General features: G+C 67.2%; 16 protein-coding genes. 7 read left to right on the top strand and 9 right to left on the bottom strand.

Features of this window, described 5'->3' with window-relative positions; all coding sequences use genetic code 11:
• Positions 1 to 11: 11 nt before the first annotated feature.
• Together ACTPOI_RS20280 and ACTPOI_RS20275 are read right to left on the bottom strand one after the other, a co-directional pair.
• The gene (locus ACTPOI_RS20280) at positions 12 to 1214 is read right to left on the bottom strand and encodes an ABC transporter substrate-binding protein (protein ID WP_440112085.1); all 1203 of its coding nucleotides are present in this window, start codon (positions 1212 to 1214) and stop codon (positions 12 to 14) included.
• 69 nt (positions 1215 to 1283) lie between these two features.
• Positions 1284 to 2087: a GntR family transcriptional regulator gene (locus tag ACTPOI_RS20275; protein WP_440112083.1), complete on the bottom strand. Its 804-nt coding sequence runs from the start codon at positions 2085 to 2087 to the stop codon at positions 1284 to 1286.
• Positions 2088 to 2299: 212 nt separating this feature from the next.
• Here ACTPOI_RS20275 and ACTPOI_RS20270 point away from each other — a divergent pair, with 212 nt between their 5' ends.
• The 6 genes from ACTPOI_RS20270 to ACTPOI_RS20245 all read left to right on the top strand — a co-directional run bounded on the left by ACTPOI_RS20270 (position 2300) and on the right by ACTPOI_RS20245 (position 9938).
• On the top strand, positions 2300 to 3022 hold the full coding sequence (locus tag ACTPOI_RS20270) for a TetR/AcrR family transcriptional regulator (RefSeq protein WP_440112081.1): 723 nt from the start codon (positions 2300 to 2302) through the stop codon (positions 3020 to 3022).
• A 4-nt stretch (positions 3023 to 3026) separates the two neighbouring features.
• Positions 3027 to 4187 (top strand): efflux RND transporter periplasmic adaptor subunit, encoded by a 1161-nt coding sequence (locus tag ACTPOI_RS20265; RefSeq protein ID WP_440112079.1) that lies wholly within the window; start codon positions 3027 to 3029, stop codon positions 4185 to 4187.
• A gap of 8 nt (positions 4188 to 4195) precedes the next feature.
• Positions 4196 to 7393 (top strand): efflux RND transporter permease subunit, encoded by a 3198-nt coding sequence (locus tag ACTPOI_RS20260; protein ID WP_440112077.1) that lies wholly within the window; start codon positions 4196 to 4198, stop codon positions 7391 to 7393.
• A gap of 41 nt (positions 7394 to 7434) precedes the next feature.
• Positions 7435 to 8148: a protein-L-isoaspartate O-methyltransferase family protein gene (locus ACTPOI_RS20255; protein ID WP_440112075.1), complete on the top strand. Its 714-nt coding sequence runs from the start codon at positions 7435 to 7437 to the stop codon at positions 8146 to 8148.
• Positions 8149 to 8168: 20 nt separating this feature from the next.
• Positions 8169 to 8516 carry a rhodanese-like domain-containing protein gene (locus tag ACTPOI_RS20250; protein WP_440112073.1) on the top strand — a complete coding sequence of 116 codons (348 nt, stop codon included), beginning with the start codon at positions 8169 to 8171 and terminating at the stop codon, positions 8514 to 8516.
• Positions 8517 to 8603: 87 nt separating this feature from the next.
• Positions 8604 to 9938, top strand: a complete 1335-nt coding sequence (locus ACTPOI_RS20245) for a TolC family outer membrane protein (RefSeq protein WP_440112070.1) — start codon at positions 8604 to 8606, stop codon at positions 9936 to 9938.
• 147 nt (positions 9939 to 10085) lie between these two features.
• On the opposite strand, the gene ACTPOI_RS20240 is transcribed toward ACTPOI_RS20245, so the two are convergent.
• From ACTPOI_RS20240 to ACTPOI_RS20210, 7 genes are all read right to left on the bottom strand, one after another.
• Positions 10086 to 11060, bottom strand: coding sequence for a Bug family tripartite tricarboxylate transporter substrate binding protein (locus tag ACTPOI_RS20240; RefSeq protein ID WP_440112068.1), 975 nt, complete (start codon positions 11058 to 11060; stop codon positions 10086 to 10088).
• 58 nt (positions 11061 to 11118) lie between these two features.
• Complete coding sequence (gene tcuB, locus ACTPOI_RS20235) at positions 11119 to 12300, bottom strand: tricarballylate utilization 4Fe-4S protein TcuB (RefSeq protein ID WP_440112066.1); 1182 nt, start codon at positions 12298 to 12300, stop codon at positions 11119 to 11121.
• The gene (gene tcuA / locus ACTPOI_RS20230; protein WP_440112064.1) at positions 12287 to 13738 is read right to left on the bottom strand and encodes an FAD-dependent tricarballylate dehydrogenase TcuA; all 1452 of its coding nucleotides are present in this window, start codon (positions 13736 to 13738) and stop codon (positions 12287 to 12289) included. The genes tcuB and tcuA overlap by 14 nt, the downstream gene beginning before the upstream one ends.
• A gap of 229 nt (positions 13739 to 13967) precedes the next feature.
• The gene (locus ACTPOI_RS20225; RefSeq protein WP_440112062.1) at positions 13968 to 14918 is read right to left on the bottom strand and encodes a LysR family transcriptional regulator; all 951 of its coding nucleotides are present in this window, start codon (positions 14916 to 14918) and stop codon (positions 13968 to 13970) included.
• 82 nt (positions 14919 to 15000) lie between these two features.
• Complete coding sequence (locus ACTPOI_RS20220) at positions 15001 to 16392, bottom strand: 3-deoxy-D-manno-octulosonic acid transferase (RefSeq protein ID WP_440112060.1); 1392 nt, start codon at positions 16390 to 16392, stop codon at positions 15001 to 15003.
• Entirely contained in the window at positions 16389 to 17174 is a 786-nt protein-coding gene (locus ACTPOI_RS20215; protein ID WP_440112058.1) for a carbon-nitrogen hydrolase family protein, read from the bottom strand. Before ACTPOI_RS20215 ends, ACTPOI_RS20220 begins: the two co-directional genes overlap by 4 nt.
• 13 nt (positions 17175 to 17187) lie before the next feature.
• A complete protein-coding gene (locus tag ACTPOI_RS20210) occupies positions 17188 to 18576 on the bottom strand; it encodes a phosphomannomutase/phosphoglucomutase (RefSeq protein ID WP_440112056.1) in 1389 nt (462 codons plus the stop codon).
• Between the two features lie 205 nt (positions 18577 to 18781).
• Here ACTPOI_RS20210 and ACTPOI_RS20205 point away from each other — a divergent pair, with 205 nt between their 5' ends.
• On the top strand, positions 18782 to 20431 hold the full coding sequence (locus ACTPOI_RS20205; protein ID WP_440112054.1) for a DNA-3-methyladenine glycosylase 2 family protein: 1650 nt from the start codon (positions 18782 to 18784) through the stop codon (positions 20429 to 20431).
• Positions 20432 to 20489: the final 58 nt, after the last annotated feature.

The following is a 20489-nucleotide window of genomic DNA, read 5'->3' as shown; positions in this document are numbered from 1 at the left end:
AGTGGTGGGGTTCAGGCCTTCAGGGGAAAGAGCGGGTCGGCCTCGCGGTAGTCGCGGGGGATGATGACCTTGATGTCGTTCTTGAGCACCTGCGTCATCAGCGGCTGGCCGCCCTGGTTCTGGCCGTTGACGAATTTGGTGGGCCCGTACGGCATGATGTGGTTGGCAAAAGTGCTCTTCTCCAGCGCGTCGATGATGGCAGCGCGGTCGGTGGACTTGGCACGCTCCAGCGCATCGGCCAGCAGCCACATCGAGGTGTAGGTCATGAACAGCTCGTAGCTGAAGAACAGGCCCTTGGCCTCCACACGCTTCTTGAGGTCCTGCGCCCGCGGGTCCTTGGGGTTGAACCAGTGGTTGCAGTCGATGATGCCGTTGGCCGCGTCCGGAAATTCCTTCACGAACTTGTAGCTCGATGCCGCGCCACCCAGCACCGAGTAGATGGCCTTGGGCGTGACCTTTTGCTGCTGCATGGTGCGTACCAGCAGCGCGTATTCGTTGTAGTAGTTGGCGGGGATGACGATGTCGGGGTTGATCGCCTTCATGCGCAGCACGATGTTGTTGAAGTCGCGCGTGGGGTTGGCGTGCTTGACGACCTCCTTGACCTCGTAGCCGTAACCCGGCAGCTCGCGCGCCAGCAACGCGGCCGTGCCAGATCCGAACAGCGACTCTTCATGGATGATCATCACCGTCCTGGCGGGCTTGCCGGCCGCGGTGTTCAGCACGTGCAGATTGGCCACGGCGGTTTCAGCGCACTTCTTGTAGCCGGGCCCGAAGCGGAAGGTATTCTTGAGGCCACGTTCCACGATCTGGTCGGCGACGCCCACATCGACGATGTGCGGCAGGTTGTACTTGGCGGCGGCCTGCGTGGTGGCCAGGCAGATGGCCGAGGCAAACGCGCCCACCACAGCGGACACGCCCGCCTCGTTCATCTTCTCCACCTCGGCAGCGCCGGCCTGCGGCTGCGACTGCGCGTCTCCGAGCATTGCCTCGATCCTTGCGCCCCCCAGCGACTTGATGCCGCCGGCCTTGTTGATGTCCTCGATGGCCATCATGGCGCCTTCGCGGCACTGCTGGCCCGAGTAGGCGAGCGCACCCGTCACGGGGTGGAGCACACCCACCTTGACGGCCTTGGCCTGCGCCCCGCCCACCAGGGGGAAGGCCAGGGCCGATGCGGCCACAGCGGACTGGGACATGAAATGGCGGCGGGTACTCATGGGCGATCTCCTGGCGACGTGGTGGATGGTTTGAGGGATGGAAATGGGTGGATGTGCTGCTGAATGGTCTCAGTGGAACTGGGCAGACAGTTCCTTGCTGACCCAGACCTTGGCATCGATGCTGCCCACACGGGACAGCTGCATCTCGTATTCATAGCGGTCGGGCCGGTACAGGCCATGCAGCCACTGCACCGGGCGCTCGCTGTCGTCGTAAATCAGGCGCCGCACCGCCAGCAGGGCCGAGCCCACGGCTACGTCCAGGTGGCGCGCCACCACGGCGTCAGCCAGCCGGGCCGAGATCGTCTGGTGTGCACGGCCGACGCGGACACCCGATTCCTCCAGCAGGACCAGAATGGGCTTGCGTGCCAGCTCTCGCCGCCCGAACTGTCGCGCGATGGAAGCGGGCACATAGGTCGTGATGTGCGAGAGGGGCCCTTCGGAGGTGCTGCGCACCCGCACCGCCTTTTGCACCGATTCGCCCACCGGAATCTGGAGCGCTGCAGCTACGGCGCTCGACGCCGTGACCGTATCCACATCCAAAACCTTTACGGACGTCCGCAGGCCCATGCTGACCAGGTTTTCCAGCAGCCCCGTGAGATGTGCACGGCTGTGTTGCGCATCTGTGCCCGCTCCGCCGGCAGCAACAGACGCCGGTGCCACGGGGCGTGTGCCCCGGCCAGGTTCGCGCGAGATAAGTCCTTCGCCCTGCAGCAGTTCCAGCGCCCGGCGTACCGTGACCCGCGCCACCGAAAACTGATCCATCAGGGCAAGCTCGCCCGGCAGGCCGTCGGCAAAGCGGCCCTCCTGCAATTGCTCGCGCAGCACCAGATAGATCTGGTGGTACTTGGGCAGAGGCAGACTCGCTGAAGGCATAGGCCATGTTATGAACAGTTCTAATGTCCTGTCAATAAGACATTTCAAGGGAATCTGCGCTTTTCGGGCGGACATTTGAAACTGCCCGCGCACACGGTGCGTCACTGGCGGGTCCATTGCATTGCAGGCCAGCGAGTGCCGCCCTGCCCCGCTAAGCCTGCGTTGACGGACCGCCGCATGCTTGCTACATTACTAACCAGTCAGTCATTAACATGCCCACGCAGTCCCCACCCGATCCACACAGTCCCGACGCCGGTGCCAAGCGCAGCCGCCGCAAGGAGGCGCGCCCCGGGGAATTGCTGGAGGCGGCCCTCGACCTGTTCGTGGAAAAAGGCTATGCCGCGACCCGCGTGGACGAAGTTGCGGCGCGAGCCGGAGTGTCCAAGGGCACGCTGTTCCTGTACTTCCCCAGCAAGGAAGAACTGTTCAAGGCCGTGGTGCGCGAGAACATTGCCGGGCGTTTTACCGAGTGGAATTCCGAGCTGGAAAACATGACCGGCAGCACCAGCGATGTGCTGCGCTACTGCTACAAGGTCTGGTGGGAGCGCATTGGCTGCACCAAGGCAGCGGGCATCACCAAGCTGATGTTCAGCGAAGCGCAAAACTTCCCCGAGATCGTCGAGTTCTACCAGCAGGAAGTGATCTTCCCGGGCCAGGCGCTCATCCGCCGCATCCTGCAGCGCGGCATCGACCGGGGCGAGTTCCGTCCCGTGCCGATGGATGGCGCGACCTATGTGGTGCTGGTGCCCATGATCTTCCTGATGCTGTGGCAAAACTCGATGGGTGCCTGCGGGCCACAGGTCATGGGGCTTACGCCGCAAAATTACATGGATTGCCAGCTCGACAGCATCCTGCACGGCCTGTGCGTGCGGCCCGACGAGGCGCCGACGCCAACCACTTCCTCTTCCACCGCTTCTCCAACCCCACCTCGCTGACACCATGAAACGCTGGACTTTCTGGGCGGCCGCTGCCGTCGTTGTGCTGCTCGTGGGCGCGGGTTTGTGGAAAGCGCAGGCCGCGCGGCAAGCCCAGCAAAAGGCGGTGACAGCAGCCGCCCTGGAACGCGCCCAGGCCCCGCTGGAACTGGTGGCAGCCGATGTGGTCACGGTGCGCCTGCAGCGCATTGAACTGGGTGTTCCCGTCTCGGGCGCACTGCGAGCAGTGGACTCGGCCATGCTCAAGGCCCGCGCGGCCGGGGAACTGCAAGGCCTGGTGCTGCGCGAGGGCGACCGGGTGCGGGCCGGCGACATCGTGGCACGCATCGACCCGACCGAAGCCCAGGCCCGACTGCGCCAGGCCCAGCAGCAGGCTGATGCAGCCCGCGGCCAGGTGGACATCAACCAGCGCCAGTTGAGCAACAACAAGGCCCTGGTAGACCAGGGCTTCATCTCCGCCACCGCACTGGTCACCTCGCAGGCCAGCCTCGAATCGGCCCAGGCCAGCTACCAGGCGGCGTTGGCCGCGGCCGACGTGGCGCGCAAGGCGCTCGAAGACACCGTCATCCGCAGCCCGATCAGCGGGCTGGTGGCCCAGCGACTGGCCCAGCCGGGCGAGCGGGTGGCCATAGATGCGCGGGTGATCGAAGTGGTGGACCTGTCCAAGATGGAACTCGAAGCCCTGCTCTCCCCCGCTGACTCAGTGCGGGTGCAGGTGGGCCAAACGGCCCTGCTGACTGTCGAAGGCGCCAGCGAGCCGGTGAAGGCCACCGTGGCACGCATCAGCCCGTCGGCCCAGGCCGCCAATCGCACGGTGCCCACTTACCTGCGCGTCGATGCCATGGCATCAGGCCCGGCCCTGCGGCAAGGGCTGTTTGTGCAGGGGGTACTGAGCACCGGCGTAGCTGAAGCACTGGTCGTGCCGCTGAGCGCAGTGCGCACCGACAAGCCTGCACCGTATGTGCAGGTGATCCGCCAGGGCCAGATCACGCATGTGCCGGTGCGCACGGGCACACGGTCCAAGGTTGGCGAAGAAACCGTGGTCGCTGTGGAGGGCCTCGAGCGCGAACAGCAGGTGCTGGCCGGCCACATTGGCTTGCTGCGTGAGGGCACAGCCGTCACCGTGATGGCCGCGGCCCCTGCCGCCGCCCAGCCTGCAAAGTAAGCCGCACCATGTGGTTTACCCAAGTCAGCCTCAAGAATCCCGTGTTTGCCACGATGGTGATGCTCGCCATCGTCGTGCTGGGCCTGTTCTCTTACCAGCGCCTCAAGGTCGACCAGTTTCCCAATATCGATTTTCCGGTGGTGGTGGTCACGGTGGACTACCCGGGCGCCTCGCCCGAGATCGTTGAAAGCGAAGTCACCAAGAAGATCGAGGAAGGCGTCAATTCGATTGCCGGCATCAACGCCCTGACCTCGCGCAGCTACGAAGGCGCCGCCGTCGTCATCATCGAGTTCCAGCTGCACATCGACGGCCGCAAGGCCGCCGAGGACGTGCGCGAGAAGGTGGCCACCGTGCGCCCCCTGCTGCGCACCGAGGTGAAAGAGCCGCGCGTGCTGCGCTTTGACCCGGCCAGCCGCGCCGTGTGGTCCCTGGCCGTTTTGCCCGACGACAAGGCTGCAGGCAACGCCCGCAGTGCGGTGGAGCTGACGACCTGGGCCGAGCAGGTGTTGAAGAAACGCCTGGAGAACGTGCGCGGCGTGGGTGCCGTGAACCTGGTGGGCGCCACCAAGCGCGAAATCAACATCTACCTGAACCCGCAGGCCCTCGAAGCCTACGGTGTGACCCCCGACCAGGTGGCCGCCGCCGTCCGCAATGAAAACCAGGACCTGCCGGTGGGCGCGATCCGCTCGCTGGCGCAGGAACGGGTGGTGCAGATCGACGCCCGCATGGAGCGCCCCGAGGACTTCGGCCGCATCATCGTCACCCGCAAGGGCGGCGCGCCCGTACGGCTGGAGCAGCTTGCTCGCGTGAACGACGGCGCCCAGGAAACCGAGAGCCTCGCCCTGTACAACGGCCAGCGCACGCTGCTGCTGTCGGTACAGAAGTCGCAGGGCGAGAACACCATCGAGGTGGTGGACGGTCTGAACGCCGCAGTGCTGGAGCTGCGCAACCAGCTGCCCCCGGGCGTCAAGCTGGAGACCATTGGCGACAGCTCGCGCCCCATCCGCGTGGCCGTGAACAACGTGCGCCAGACACTCATCGAGGGCGCCATCCTCACGGTGCTCATCGTGTTCCTGTTCCTGAACTCGTGGCGCTCCACGGTCATCACCGGGCTCACGCTGCCCATCTCGCTGATCGGCACCTTCCTGTTCATGAACATGTTCGGCTTCACGATCAACATGATCACCCTCATGGCGCTGAGCCTGTGCGTGGGCCTGCTGATCGACGATGCCATCGTGGTGCGCGAGAACATCGTGCGCCATGTGCAGATGGGCAAGTCGGCCTACAACGCGGCCATGGAGGGTACGCAGGAGATCGGTCTGGCGGTGCTGGCCACCACGCTGTCCATCGTGGCGGTGTTCATGCCCATCGGGTTCATGGGCGGCATCATCGGCAAGTTCTTTCACGAGTTCGGCATCACCATCGTGGCGGCCGTGATGATCTCGATGTTTGTCAGCTTCACGCTCGACCCCATGCTGTCGAGCATCTGGCATGACCCGAGCATCCACGGCCATGGGCAGGGCCAGCGCGGCGCGCCCGTGAGCTTCTACGACAAGACCATTGGCCGCGTGACCGGCTGGTTCGACCGCGCCACCGACCGGCTGGCCGAGGGCTACCAGTCCATCCTGCGCTGGTCGCTGGTGCACAAGCTGGCCACCATGCTGATTGCGCTGGGCATCTTCGTGCTTAGCGTGTTCATGGTGCCGCTGCTGGGCACCGAGTTCGTGCCCAAGGCCGATTTTTCGGAAACCTCTGTCAACTTCTACACCCCGGTAGGCTCTTCGCTGGAAGCCACCGAGGCCAAGGCCCGCCAGGTGGAAGGCATCCTGCGCGAGCTGCCCGAGGTGCGCTACACGCTGGCCACCATCAATACCGGCACGGCGCAGGGCAAGATGTACGCCAACATCTACGTGCGCCTGGTCGACCGCAAGGAACGCAGCCGCAGCGTGGACCAGATGTCCGACGTATTGCGCGAGCGCCTGCAGCGCGTGCCCGGCATCACGGTGACGCACGTGGGCCTGCTGGACGCCGTGGGCGGCAACAAGCAGGTGGAGTTTTCGCTGCAGGGGCCGGATCTGCAGGAACTGGAGCGACTGACCAAAGTCGTCACCGAGAAGATCCGCACGATCCCGGGCCTGGTAGACCTGGACACCAGCCTCAAGCCCAACAAACCGGTAATTGCGCTGGAGTTGCAGCGCGATGTGGCGTCGGACCTGGGCTTGTCGGTGGCGCCCATGGCTGCATCGCTGCGCACGCTGGTGGCGGGCACTACAGTGGGCAACTGGCGCGCGCCGGATGACCAGACCTACGACGTGAACGTGCGCCTGGCACCCGAGGCCCGCACCACGCCGCAGGACCTGGAGCGCCTGCCCTTTGCACTCACCGGTGCCGACGGCAGCACGCGCATTGTCAAGCTCAACCAGGTGGCCCGCGTGACGGAGACCACGGGCGCCAACCAGATCAACCGCCGCGACCTGACCCGCGAAGTGGCCGTGAACGCCAACGTGGCGCAGCGCTCGGCCGGCGAGGTATCGGCGGACATCCGCAAGGTGCTGGACACCGTGGCCTTCCCGCCCGGCTACCGCTACCAGTTTGGCGGCTCCACCAAGAACATGGCCGAGTCGTTTGGGTACGCCATCTCGGCCCTGGCCATGGCCATCATCTTCATCTACATGATCCTGGCGAGCCAGTTCAAGAGCTTCTTGCAACCGCTGGCGCTGATGACATCGCTGCCGCTCACGCTGATCGGCGTGGTGCTGGCGCTGCTGATGTTCCGCTCCACGCTGTCAATGTTCTCCATCATCGGCGTGGTGATGCTGATGGGCCTGGTGACCAAGAACGCCATCTTGCTGGTGGACTTTGCCATCCGCGCCCGGGACGAGCATGTGAATGATGAGGGCAAGACCGTGCCCGGCCTGCCCCGCGCCGATGCACTGCTGCTGGCTGCGCGCGTGCGCCTGCGTCCCATCCTCATGACCACGCTGGCCATGATCTTTGGCATGGTGCCCCTGGCGTTTGCGCTGTCTGAAGGCTCGGAACAGCGCGCACCCATGGGCCAGGCCGTCATCGGCGGCGTGATCACCTCGTCGCTGCTGACGCTGGTGGTGGTGCCAGTGGTGTACTGCTACATGGACGACCTGGCCCAGTGGGCTCTTCGCAAGCTCGGACGTACCCCGACAACGCCTAAAATCGAAGGTTTGTCCTGATCGTCCCGATCGGCCTTGCACCTGCCCCACGGAGAAATCCCATGAACATGCCCCTGAACACGTCTGCCAACACCAGCGACCCCATCGCCCAGGCCCGCTACAACATGATCGAGCAGCAGATCCGGCCGTGGAACGTGCTGGACCTGGACATCCTGGAGCTGCTGGCCGTGGTGCGCCGCGAGGATTTCGTGCCGGCGGCCTACCGCAGCATGGCATTCATGGACATCGAAGTGCCGCTCGTGGCCGGTGACGCCGAAGAAGCCGTGCGCCTGGGCCAGAGCATGCTGCAGCCGCGCGTGGAAGCCCGCATGCTGCAGGACCTGAAAGTGCAGCCCACCGACCGCGTGCTCGAAATTGGCGCGGGCTCGGGCTACATGGCCGCCCTGCTGGCGCACCGCGCCGAGCGCGTGGTGTCGCTGGAAATCAACCCCGAGCTGGCCAGCATGGCCCGCGAAAACCTGCGCAATGCCGGCATCCAGAACGCCGACGTGCGCCAGGGCGACGGTGCCCGCGACGCGATTCCGGATGGCCCGTTCGATGTGATCGTGCTCAGCGGCTCGGTGGCCGAGGTACCCGCATCTCTGCTGGCCCTGCTGCGCGAAGGCGGCCGCCTGGGCGCCATCGTGGGCAGCGAGCCCGTGATGCGCTTTACGCTGACGCGCCGCACCGGCAGCCGTTTCGAGACAACGGCGCCGTGGGACACGATTGCCCCCCGCCTGGTGCACTTCCCCGAGCCGTCCGGCTTCACGTTCTGACCTGCCCTTCGGAGCTTCGCATGATCGATCACGTACGTCCCGCCCAGTTGTCCGCCTGGTTTTCTGCCGCCACGGCACCCGAAAGCGGCCGCCCCCTGGTGCTGGACGTGCGCGAACCTTGGGAACTGCAAACCGCCAGCATCGCGGCACAAGGCTTTGACGTGGTGGCCATCCCCATGGGCGAGCTGCCATCGCGCCTGGCCGAGCTGGACTCTGCCCGCCCGATCGCCTGCCTGTGCCACCACGGCGCACGCAGCCTGCGGGTGGCGGCGTTCCTGGCGCAAAACGGATTCGGGCACCTGGCCAACATCACGGGCGGTATCGACGCCTGGTCGCTGGAAAGCGACCCTGCCGTGCCCCGCTACTGACCCCTGGCGGCCGCCCTCCCCCGTTTTGCCAGGCCCCGGCCTCGCCTGTTTCCCACCTCCGATCTGCAGACCCTCCGAAGGACTTCCATGACATCGCTACGGCCCTTTCCTCTGTCCGTTCTGTTCCTGGCGCTTGGCGCCGCCCTGAGCGCGCCAGTGCAGGCGCAAAGCCTGCTGGAAATGGTGGAATCGGCCCGCACGTACGACACCACCTGGCAGTCTGCGCGCGCCCAGCTCGATGCAGCGGCCCGCCGCGCCGACCAGGCCCGCGCCGGCCTGCTGCCCAGCGCCGGGCTGTCGGCAGGGCTCAACCGCAGCAATGTCGAGCTCTCGCGTCCGCCGGTCGAGAACACGGGCACCACGCAAACGGTGGGCGTCAACGCATCGCAGCCCCTGTACCGCCCGGCCAACCGCATCGGCTACCAGCAAGGCCAGCGCAGCGTGGAAGTCGCCCAGGCGCAGCTGGAAGCCGCCACGCAGGACCTGCTGGTGCGTGTGAGCCAGGCGTACTTTGATGTGCTGGCCGCGCAAGACACACTGACCTTCGTACAGGCCCAAAAGGCGGCCGTGTCCGAGCAGCTGGCCGCGGCCAAGCGCAACTTCGAGGTGGGCACCACCACCGTGACCGACTCGCGCGAAGCGCAGGCCCGCTTTGACCTGGTGGCGGCGCAAGAGATCGCCGCCGAGAACGACCTGCGTGTGAAACGCCTGGCGCTGGACCAGCTCGTGGGCCTGACCGGCGCCCAGCCCCGCCCGCTGGCCCTGCCCGTGCCGCTGCCCGCCGTGCAGCCCGACAACGTGGCAGCCTGGGTGGACACCGCCCGCGACCAGCAGCCTGGCGTGCGCCAGGCGCAGATCGCGCTCGACATTGCCCGCCTTGAAACCAAAAAGGCCGAGACCGGCCACCTGCCCACCGTGGATCTGCAGGCCGGCTACAACGTCACGCGCAACCCGAACGGCACCATCCAGTCGCCGCGCGTCTCCAGCCGCACCAACAGTGCCAGCGTGGGCGTGGCCTTCAACCTGCCGCTGTTTGCCGGTTTCGCGGTGCAAAACCGCATCCGCGAAACCCTGGCGCTCGAAGAAAAGGCCACTGCCGACTTGGAAACCACGCGCCGCAACGTGGCCCAGTCCACCCGCGCCGCGTTCTTTGGCGTGCAGTCGGGCAAGGGCCAGGTGCAGGCGCTCGAAGCCGCCGAGGCCTCCAGCCAGAGCGCGCTCGACGCCAACCGCCTGGGCTACCAGGTGGGCGTGCGCATCAACATCGATGTGCTCAACGCCCAGAGCCAGCTGTTCCAGACCAAGCGCGACCTCGCCCAGGCGCGTTACAACGTGCTGCTGGGCACGCTGCGCCTGCGCCAGGCCGCGGGTACGCTGAGCCAGCAGGACATCGAAGCGATCAACGCGCTGCTGGTCAAGTAGGCGCGGCTGCCGGGTAAGCACCGCTCTCTACCTGCAGCACACAGACCAAAAAGCCGCCTGGCAGCGATTGCGCCAGGCGGCTTTTTTATGCCTCAGGCTGAACGGCGGGTTGCCTTGGCCAATGGCAGCGAAGACAACCCCGGGGGATCAGTCCGCCGTCAGCTTGCGCTCCTTGATGATGGTCGCCCACTGGGTCGATTCCTTCTTCATGAACGCGGTCAGCTCAGCACGCGTGGTGGGCTGGGGCGTAAGGCCGTGCTTGTTCAGCGCCTCTTTCACGCTGGCATCGTTCAGCACCTTCACGATCTCCTGGTTCCAGCGGTCCAGCAGCGGCGCGGGCGTCTTGCCGGGGGCCACAAAGGCGTACCAGTTGAGCGCCTCAAAGCCCGGGAAACCCGCCTCTGCCACCGTAGGAATGTTGGGCATGTACGAAGGCCGGGTGAGGCCCGTGGTGGCCAGCGGAATCAGCTTGCCGGTTTCGATGTGCGGTAGTGCGGTGGGTGGCGCTGCAAAGTACGAGGTGACGCGCTCGCCCAGCAAATCCTGCAGCGCAGGGGCCCCGCCCTTGTAGGGTACGTGTGTCATGTCGATGCCGGCGCGCTGGTTGAACAGCTCGCCCGCCAGGTGCGATGCCGAGCCTGCGCCGGTGGAGGCAAAGTCCACGCTGCCCGGCTTCTTTTTCGACAGCTGCACGAACTCGGCCAGCGTCTTCACGCCCGCACCCTTGTGCACCACCAGCACGTTCGGAAAGTTCACGCCGCCAGAAATCGCCGCCAGATCCTTGAACGGGTCGTAGGTAAGCTTCATCAGGTGCGGCGCGATGGTGAGCGGCCCCACCGAACCCAGCAGCAGCACCGAACCGTCGGGCGCCGCATTGGCCACGAAATGGTGCGCGATGTTGCCACCTGCCCCGCCCTTGTTGTCCACCACCACCGACTGGCCGATGTTTTCACCCAGCTTCTTGGCAATCAGCCGCGCCGCGGCGTCGGCAGCGCCGCCAGCAGCGAAGCCGACGACCAGCGTCACGGGCTTCTTGGGCGGAAAGTCCTGCGCGGTAGCGCCCAGGGAAAGGGTGGCGGTGGCCAGCGCCAGGGCGCAGCACAACAGGTTTCTTTTGTTCATGGGGTCTCCTTCATCGTGAATGGGGGTTGGGTCAGGTCGGGTCAGGGCCTGTGCGAAATCAATCAGCGCCCAGACCAGTCGGGTTGGGCTGGCGTTTTTCCACCGCGTGGCGCAGCAGCGAAGCGGTGCGGAAGATGCCGTGCGCAAACTTGCCGTAGGGCAGCGTGGCAAACAGCGCCATCACTGCGCCCAGGTGCAGGCACAGCAGCAGCGGCAGGGCCGCATTGCCGCGGGCGGCCCACAGGGCGAGGCCGGTGGTGGCGGTCAGGAACAGCAGTGCAATGAAAGCGCGGTCCATGGGCTTTTGCGCCGCGTCGCCATGCGCGGGGTGGCGGCGCAGGTTCAGCCGCCACAGGCCCGCGGTGCCCATGGCCAGGCTCACACCGCCCACGCCGCCCAGCAGCTTGGGCAGGCTCGGCAGGTCGTACGGTGCGGGCACATCCAGCAGGTAGTGGTACAGCGTGGCCACGCTGGTGGCCGCAAAGCACAGCATGAAACCGTAGAACGTGAGGTGGTGCATGCGCCGGCGCGACAGGGTGTAGGCGTCGTCCTCGTTGTGGCAACCGTCGCCATGGCCGCCGTCCAGGTATTTCAGGCGCAGCACCGCATCGGTGGCTTCCATCGTGGCGGGCGTGCTCAGGGGCGCGCCGCTGGTGGCAGGCGTCACGTCGCTCCAGAAGCGGCGCACGCCCAGGCCCAGGGCCAGCACCGCAAACAGGAACACGGGTGCGAACAGGCCCACCAGCAGGTTGTGCGGGAAGATGCCGTAGAACCCACCCACAGGCGCCTGCCACAGCGCGCCCAGGCCCTGGCCCTTCAGCACCACCGCCAGCACCATGAACAGTGTGAGCCCGGCCACCAGCGCCAGCGCCAGGGTCAAGCCGTTGCGCTGGTAGAGCTGGCCCAGTGCCGGCGGCCAGGCGTAGTCGGCGTAGGTCTGCCCGCGCACCTGGGCCATGGCCTGGGGCACGTTGACGGCGAATTCGTGCGGTGGCGCGTACTGGCAGGCGTGCAGGCAGGCACCGCAGTTGTGGCACAGGTTGGCAATGAAATGGATGTCGGCCTTGCCAAACTCCAGCCGCCGCGTCATGGCCGGGAACACGGCGCAAAAGCCCTCGCAATAGCGGCAGGCGTTGCAGATCTGCAGCTGGCGGGCCACTTCGGCCTCGGGCGCACTCAGCACAATGCCGCCGTTCGCCAGCGCCCGGGCGTCGCGGGTCAGCGATTCAAGCGTCTGCATGGATTGCTCCTTTTTTAGTAGCTGTAGGTGCAATATTTGATTGGACTGCAGCCCGTTTTGATGCCAAAGCGGCCTGCGTGCCCGCAATGCGGCCGAACGCGGTGCCAATGCTCATGCCCACGCCAGCGGTGTAGCCCTTGCCCAGCACGTTGCCCGCCATCATTTCGCCCGCCACAAACAGATTGGGGCTGGGCACGTTGTCAAAGCGCACGGCGGCGGTGTCGTCGGTGAGCAGGCCCAGGTAGGTGAAGGTGACGCCGGGCTTGAGCGCGTAGCCGTAGAAAGGTCCGGTGTCGATGGGGCGTGCCCAGTGCGTCTTGGCGGGCGCCACGCCTTCGGTGTGGCAGTCGTCCAGCGCGGTGTGGTCAAACGTGCCCACGCGGCAGGCGGCGTTGTAGTCGTTCAGCGAGCGCATGAACGTGTCCACCGGCAGGCTCAGCTTTTGCGCCAGCTCCGGCAGCGTGTCGGCCTTGACGCCCGGAAACACCGGCGGCATGAAGCGGCCAATCGCCGTGCTGTCGATGATCGAGTAACCAATCTGCCCCGGCTGCTGCGCCACCAGGCGGCCCCAGATGGCGTAGCGCTTGGGCCAGAAGTCTTCGCCTTCGTCATAAAAGCGCTCGCCTTCGCGGTTGACCACCACGCCGAGCGACACGCAGTCGATGCGCGTGCAGATGCCGCCGTCGTACAGCGGCGCACGCGCATCAATGGCCACCATGTGGGCCTGTGTGGGGTCGCCAATCCGGTCGGCGCCATGGTCGTCAAGAAGGTGCTTGAGCAGCACGCCGCGGTTATAGGCCGTGCCGCGGATCAGGAAGTTGTCTGCAGGCCACTCGCCGCGCTCGTTCTGGCCCCAGGCTTCGCGCAGCCATTCGCGGTTGGACTCGAACCCGCCAGCGGCCAGCACGCAGGCCTTGGCCGTGATGCGTTCGCCCTTGCAGTGCGCGGCCACAAAGTGGCCGTCTTCCACCTCGATGCGGTCCACGGGCGATTCGTAGCGGATCTGCACGCCCAGCTTCTCGGCGCTGCGGTAATAGGCATTGACCAGCGCCTTGCCCCCGCCCATGAAGAACGCATTGGTGCGCGCCACATGCAGCGCGCCCGAGAGCGGCGGCTGAAAGTGCACGCCGTGGCTGCGCATCCAGTCGCGGCAGGTGCCGGACTCGCGGATCACCAGGCGCGCCAGGTGTTCGTTGGTCAGCCCGCCCGTCACTTTGAGCAGGTCTTGCCAGAACTCTTCTTCGGGGTAGGCATCGACCAGCACGTCCTGCGGCGCATCGTGCATGCAGCGCAGGTTGCGCGTGTGGCCCGAGTTGCCGCCGCGCCACTCACGCGGGGCCGATTCCAGCAGCAGCACGCTGGCCCCGGCCTCGCGGGCCATCAGCGCAGCGCACAGGGCGGCATTGCCGCCACCGATTACCAAAACGTCGGGTTGCATGGGCAGTTCTTCGTTTCATTCATGGGTGGCGTGAATGTAGAAAGAACCCCGCTGCTTGCGCAGGGCCTGCAACGGCATGGCCCCATCACGGATCGTGATGGGTAGAGAGGGCAACCATCGATCCATGAGGCCAGGACGGGGCCGTGAAAACACAATCCGTTTCCCGGGGCGCGGCTCAGGCCAGTGGCCGCCGCCCAAGGGCCGCCCCGCTGCGAGGGCGGTGTCCCCCTCAGGGGGTGACCAGTGCGGCGCCCACCCACTGGCCCGACTGCACCAGCTCGCGTACGCAGTCGCCCAGCACCACACGTGCCGCCAGGGCGGCGGGCGAGAGTTCGTCGTCTGACAGGCTGCACAGCGCCGCAGGCCGGAAGGCGGGTTCGTCTTCAATCTCGGCCAGTACAAAGCGTTGCGCGGCATCTGCATAGCGGCCCACCGCTGCCCAGGGCTGGATGGTGCTGCCCAGGCCCATATCAACCGCATCCATCAGCAGCGCCAGCGAGTCGATCTCCATTGCCAGCCTGGGCACCACCCGGGCCTGGGCAAAGGCGGTATCGAGGCGGCTGCGCAAGCCGTGCGGGCCGGTGGGCAGGATCAGCGGCTCATCGGCCAGCTGCGCAAGCGCCACCTTGCCGGCGGCCAGCGGATGGGTGGCTGCGTCGTGGGCCGTGTGGTGGGCCGAACGGATCAGGAACAGGCGCTCTTCGAGCAGCGGCAGCACGCTCCAGCGGCGCCCGGGCTGGGTGTCGAACAGCACGGCCAGGTCGAGCTGGCGGGCGTTGAGCATGTTCGACAAGTGGCCCGACAGGCTGCCCACCATGTGCAGCCGCACGTCGGGGTAACGCTCGTGCATGGCGCGCATCAGCGGCACCCCCAGCACCGACGCCGTGGTGGGCGCCAGACCCACGCTCACGCTGCCCGTCAGGCGCGCCTGCTGCGCCGCGCGCGCGGCCTGGTCGGCATGGCGCAGGGCCAGTTGTGCCTCACGAAAAAAGGCCAGACCGGCCTCGGTGGGCACCGCGCCCTTGGACGTGCGCTGCAGCAGCCGGGTGCTCAGCTCACCCTCCAGCCGGCTGATCTGCTGGCTGAGCGCCGACTGCACCATGTCCAGATCCACCGCCGCGCGCCCCATGGAGCCGAGTTCGACGATGCGGACGAAGTAGCGGAGTTGGCGCAGTTCCATGAAGGCGATGGTCGCACAGTCGATGGCGGTGCCGGATCAACCGGGCCCTGCCAGCACGTTGGCCCGCAACAGGCCAGCAGGATCAGCCTGCCGGGTGCGGTACCGGTGCGCCACCTGCGCCGCGGTCCAGCATCTCGGCAATGGCCTGGGCCGTCGCCAGCGCAGCGCCCCGGTGGGCAACCGCAAAGGCCGTGGCGCGTGCGCTGGCAGCGGCCTGTGCGGTGGCGTCACTGGCCAGCGCCTGTGCGGCAGCCACGCCCGCGGTCATGTCGGCCACACGCTCTGCAGCACCGGCGCTGGCCGCCAGCTCGGCAGCCTCGGCAAAGTTGAAGGTATGCGGCCCCATCACCACCGGGCAGCCGCAGGCAGCGGCTTCGATCAGGTTCTGCCCGCCCAGCGGCGCAAAGCTGCCCCCGAGCAGTGCCACATGCGCCAGAGCGTAGTACTGCGCCATTTCGCCCAGCGAATCGCCCAGCCACACGTCGGCCTGCGTGGGCGCTTCAGCGCTCCAGCTGCTGCGGCGTGACACGGTGAGGCCTGCGCTGGCAATCATCTGGTGGACTTCGTCAAACCGCTGCGGATGGCGCGGCACGACGAGCCACTGCACCGGACTGTCCACGCACCGTGAAATTGCTACATTTTTACTAGCATCAGAGCCAATGGATAAAAGCGCTAGAGGCCGTTTTTGCTTCAAAACATCCAGCCACAGCGTTTCCTCGCCCTCGCGGCTGCTGGCCAGCAGTACCACGGGGCGCCCCGCCCCGGCGCGCCAGGCGCGGCCGCGCGCCAGCTGGGCGGCGTCGGGCACCACGTCGAACTTCAGGTTGCCAAACACGCCGCCCACCGGTGTGCCCAGCGCGCGCAGCCGCCGGGCGTCCTCTTCAGTTTGCGCCCAGGCAGCCGCAAGCCCACCAAAGGCAGGCCGTGCCAGCGGCGCCACGCGTTGCGCCTTGCGCAAGGAACGCTCGTTGAGGCGGGCATTCGCCAGCACCAGCGGAATGCCGGCCGCCTGGCAGGCCGCCACCATGTTGGGCCAGACCTCGGTTTCCATCAGCACCCCGATGGCTGGCCGGAACTTGCGCAGAAACCGGCGCACCGCGCCCGGCGTGTCCCACGGCTGCCAGACCTGCACATCGCCCGGCTGCAGCAGCTTTTCGCCCTCGGCCCTGCCGGTGGCCGTGCCGTGCGTCAGCAACAGGCGCATGCCCGGCAACTGCCGGCGCAGCTCGGCCAGCAGGATGGCAGCGGCACGGGTTTCACCCAGCGACACCGCATGCACCCACACAAAGTGCCCCATGGGCCCGGTGGTGCTGTGGCCCAGCAGGCTGTCCATGGGCGGCGCGTAGCGGCCAAAACGCTCAGGCACGTCGCGGCCGTAGCCCGGCTCTGCCAGCGCGCGGCGGCGCAGCTTGCGCCGCAGCAAGGGCTGCGCGCACCATATTGCCACTGAATAGAGGGCGCGCGCCAGGTTCATGCGCCGTCGCTCCAGCGGATCACTTCACCCGTCCAGCACCCTTCCGCGTCGCGCTGCGCCATCACCAGACAGTCGCCAGCACCTTCGGCAGCCACCACACACGCGCCGCCGGGCTGCCACACCGCACTGCGCCCCGCGCTCACATAGCCACCCGAGGCGCCTGCATGGTTGGCCAGCAGCACGGCAAAGCCGTGCGTGGCAGCATAGCCCTGCAATTGCGCCGATTCTTCGTCGATGCCGCGGGCGCTAATGAGAGCGCCGGTGGCGTAGAGGTGCGCACCGGCACCGTGCGCGGCCACGGCATGGGCCGGGCGGGTGGCGTCGGCACACACGGCCAGCGCTACGGGCTCGCCCGCAATCTTGTGAATGGACGCATCCACGTCACCCGCGGTGGCAAACGTGTCCTCGCCCGGGTGCAGATGGCGCTTGCGGTACAGCGTGGTGCTGCCATCCGGCGACAGCAACCATGCGCCAATGGCGGGCAGCGCGCCAGGCTCGCAGGGCAGCGCCGGCGCGCCCACCACCACCCTCATGCCCGCATCGGCCACAGCCTGGCCCAGCAACACCAGCGCCGGGTGCCCGGGCTCCAGCACGCCGGGAGCGTGCAGCGCGGGCTCGTACCCGGTCAGGGAGAGCTCCGGGAACACCAGCAGCTGAACGCCGCGGCTGGCCGCCCGGTGAATAAAGCCGAGGTGCGCGCGGGCATTGCCCATGGCATCGCCTGCAATGGAGGTGGACTGCGCCGCTGCAATGCGCAGGGGCGTGCTGGGGGCCAAGGTCAAGCGCACCCCGCGCTCAGTGGCTGGCCGCGCCAACGTGCGCATCGGGCTTGACCCGGTGCAGCAGCGCCAGCATGGCCGATTCGATGCGCGCCAGCGCTTCGGCGGTGTGGCCCTCAAAGCGTAGCACCAGCACGGGCGTGGTGTTGCTGGCGCGGATCAGGCCGAAGCCGTCGGGCCAGTCCACGCGCAGGCCGTCGATGCTGCTGATCACGGCGGGTGCCGCAAAGGTATCGGCCGCCAGCGCCTGCAGCTCGGCTGTCAGGCGATGGGGCTCGCCCTCTTCGCAGGCTACGTTCAGCTCGGGTGTGGAATGGCTGGTGGGCAGCGCATTCAGCACCGCGCTCGGGTCGCCATGGCGGCTCAAAATTTCAAGCAGGCGGCAACCGGCATACGTCCCGTCGTCAAAGCCGAACCAGCGCTCCTTGAAGAAGATGTGCCCGCTCATCTCGCCGCCGAGGGGCGAGTTGGTTTCCTTCATGCGCGCCTTGATGAGCGAATGGCCGGTCTTGAACATCACCGGTACGCCGCCCGCAGCCTCGATGGCCGGGGCCAGGCGCTGGGTGCACTTCACGTCGAAGATGATTTCGCCACCGGGCACGCGGGTGAGCACGTCCTGGGCAAACAGCATCATCTGGCGGTCGGGGAAGATGTTGGTGCCATCCTTGGTGACGATGCCCAGGCGGTCGCCGTCGCCGTCAAAGGCCAGGCCCAGTTCGGCGTCGCCCGCCTGCAGGGCGGCGATCAGGTCGCGCAGGTTTTCGGGCTTGCTGGGGTCGGGGTGGTGGTTGGGGAAATTGCCATCCACCTCGGAAAAGAGTTCGGTCACTTCGCACCCCAGCGCGCGGAAGATGCCGGGGGCCGATGCGCCCGCGATGCCGTTGCCGCAATCCACCACGATCTTCATGGGCCGCGCGAGCTTCACATCACCCACAATGCGCGCCGTGTAGTCGGCAAGCACATCCACGCTGCGCACCGAGCCGCCGGGCAGCAGCTGCCAGCTTTCCTGCTCCATCATGCGGCGCAGAGCCTGGATTTCCTCGCCATAGATGGCGCGGCCCGCCAGCACCATCTTGAAGCCGTTGTAGTCGCGCGGGTTGTGGCTGCCGGTGACCTGGATGCCGCTGTGGCACAGCGTGCTGGCGGCGAAGTACAGCATGGGCGTCGTCACCAGGCCCACGTCGATCACCTCGATGCCCGCTTCCACCAGGCCACGGATGAGCGCTGTGGAGATGGACGGGCCCGACAGGCGCCCGTCGCGCCCCACAGCCACCGTGGTCTGCCCTTCGGCCCGCGCCGCTGTACCAAAAGCCCGGCCCAGCCCCACGGCCACGTCTTCATTCAGGGTTGCCGGCACGATGCCGCGGATGTCGTAGGCTTTGAAGATCGCGGGGGTGGGCTGCACGTAGAGGGGCCTTTCAGGGTAGGACGTACGGGTGGAAAGTGCGGGCCATTGTAGGCGCGCGGGTCGTGGCCAGCCTGTCGGCGGGCACCCCGTCTGGCCTGGGGTAGCAGCTGCCGCAAGGATGCCGACGCCCTGCGCGCAGGGCTCTCAGGCACAGGTCCGAAAACGGCTAGTGCCCGGTGCGCAGGCTCCTATGATCGGCTCCATGACATCGCACACGCGTCCGCCCGCCCTGCTGCCCACCCCGGGCACGCCGGGCCCGACTGTGGCTGATGAGGTAATCGCCGTCGACGAAGGCCGCTACCTGGCGCTGCAGGCGCGCGATGCACGCTTTGACGGGCGCTTCTTCACCGGGGTCACGTCCACCGGCATCTACTGCCGACCGGTGTGCGCCGTGCGGACGCCACGGCGCGAGAACTGCCGCTTCTTCACCCTGGCGGCCCAGGCAGAGAGCGCGGGGTTCAGGCCCTGTCTGCGCTGCCGGCCCGAAGTGGCGCCGCAGGCGATGGCGTGGTCGGTGCAAGACGCCACCGGCATCCTGGTGCAGCAAGCCGTGCGCCTGCTGGATGCGCCAGACTTTGCGGTGGCCCACGACATGCAGGGCGCCACGGTGGCGCGGCTGGCCCAGCGGCTGGGCGTGAGCGACCGGCACCTGCGCCGCATTTTTGAAGCGGCGCTCGGGGTTTCGCCGCTGCAATACCTGCAAACACGGCGGTTGCTGACGGCCAAACAGCTGCTGACCGACACGCCCATGCCGGTCACGCAGGTGGCGCTGGCCAGCGGCTTTGGCAGCGTGCGCCGTTTCAACGCCGCGTTTTCAACGCACTACGGGCTCAACCCCACCCAGCTGCGCCGTGGCGCGGCGCCACTGCAGACCGGCGCCCACCGGACGGCAGCCAGCGCCACCCTGCGGCTGGCCTGGCGCCCGCCACTGGATGTAGCGGCCCTGCTGGAGTTTTTCGAGCGCCGGCGCTTCGTCGGGGTGGAGGCCGTGCTGAGCAATGCCACGGCGCCCACCCTGCGCCGCACGGTGCGGCTACCGGGCGGCATCACTGGCTGGCTGAGTGCGCAGTTCGACACCACACGCCACCTGGTGCTGCTGAACACCAGCGAAAGCCTGTACCCCGCCTTGCCCGAGGTGATCCGCCGCGTGCGCGCCATGCTCGACCTGGACGCAGACCCGGCCTCCATCAACGCCGTGCTGGGCCCGGTGTTCCGCGGTTGCGACGGGCTCAGGGTGCCGGGCGCGTTCGACGGGTTCGAGCTGGCCGTGCGGGCCGTGCTGGGCCAGCAGATCACGGTAGCTGCCGCGCGCACGCTGGGCCAGCGCCTGGTGGAGCACCTGGGCGAGCCCGTGGCCACACCATGGCCCGACCTGAACCGGCTGTTTCCCACGCCCGCCGTGCTGGCCAGCGCCAGCGGCGACACCCTGGGGCAACTGGGCATCGTGCGGCAGCGCCAGGCCGCCATCGTGGCGCTGGCCCGCGCTGTGGACAGCGGAGCCCTGGCCCTGAATGCCCTGGCCGATGTGCCCGCCACCCTGGCTGCCCTGTGCGCCCTGCCCGGCATTGGCGACTGGACCGCCCAGTACATCGCCATGCGCGTGTTGCGATGGCCCGATGCGTTTCCGGCTGGCGATGTGGCGCTGCACAAGGCGCTGGGCGTGCAGGGCGAGCGCAACCCCGCCCGCGCCGCCCTGCAGGCGTCTGAAGCCTGGCGCCCGTGGCGAAGCTACGGCGTGATACGGGCCTGGGCCTCGCTGGCACCGGCGGCCGCTGCGAAGCTGCCCACAGCAAATGCGCCAGCCAACATCACGGCCTTTTCTGAGCGCGCCACCCCAAACCATCAAATTTGATAGCAGACCAGGCAATCAAATCAAGCGCCACAACCGCTTTTGACCCAAAATCTTCCAA

This window comes from Acidovorax sp. BL-A-41-H1 (assembly GCF_051942715.1).
This window is presented reverse-complemented; position numbering and strand designations above follow the sequence as displayed.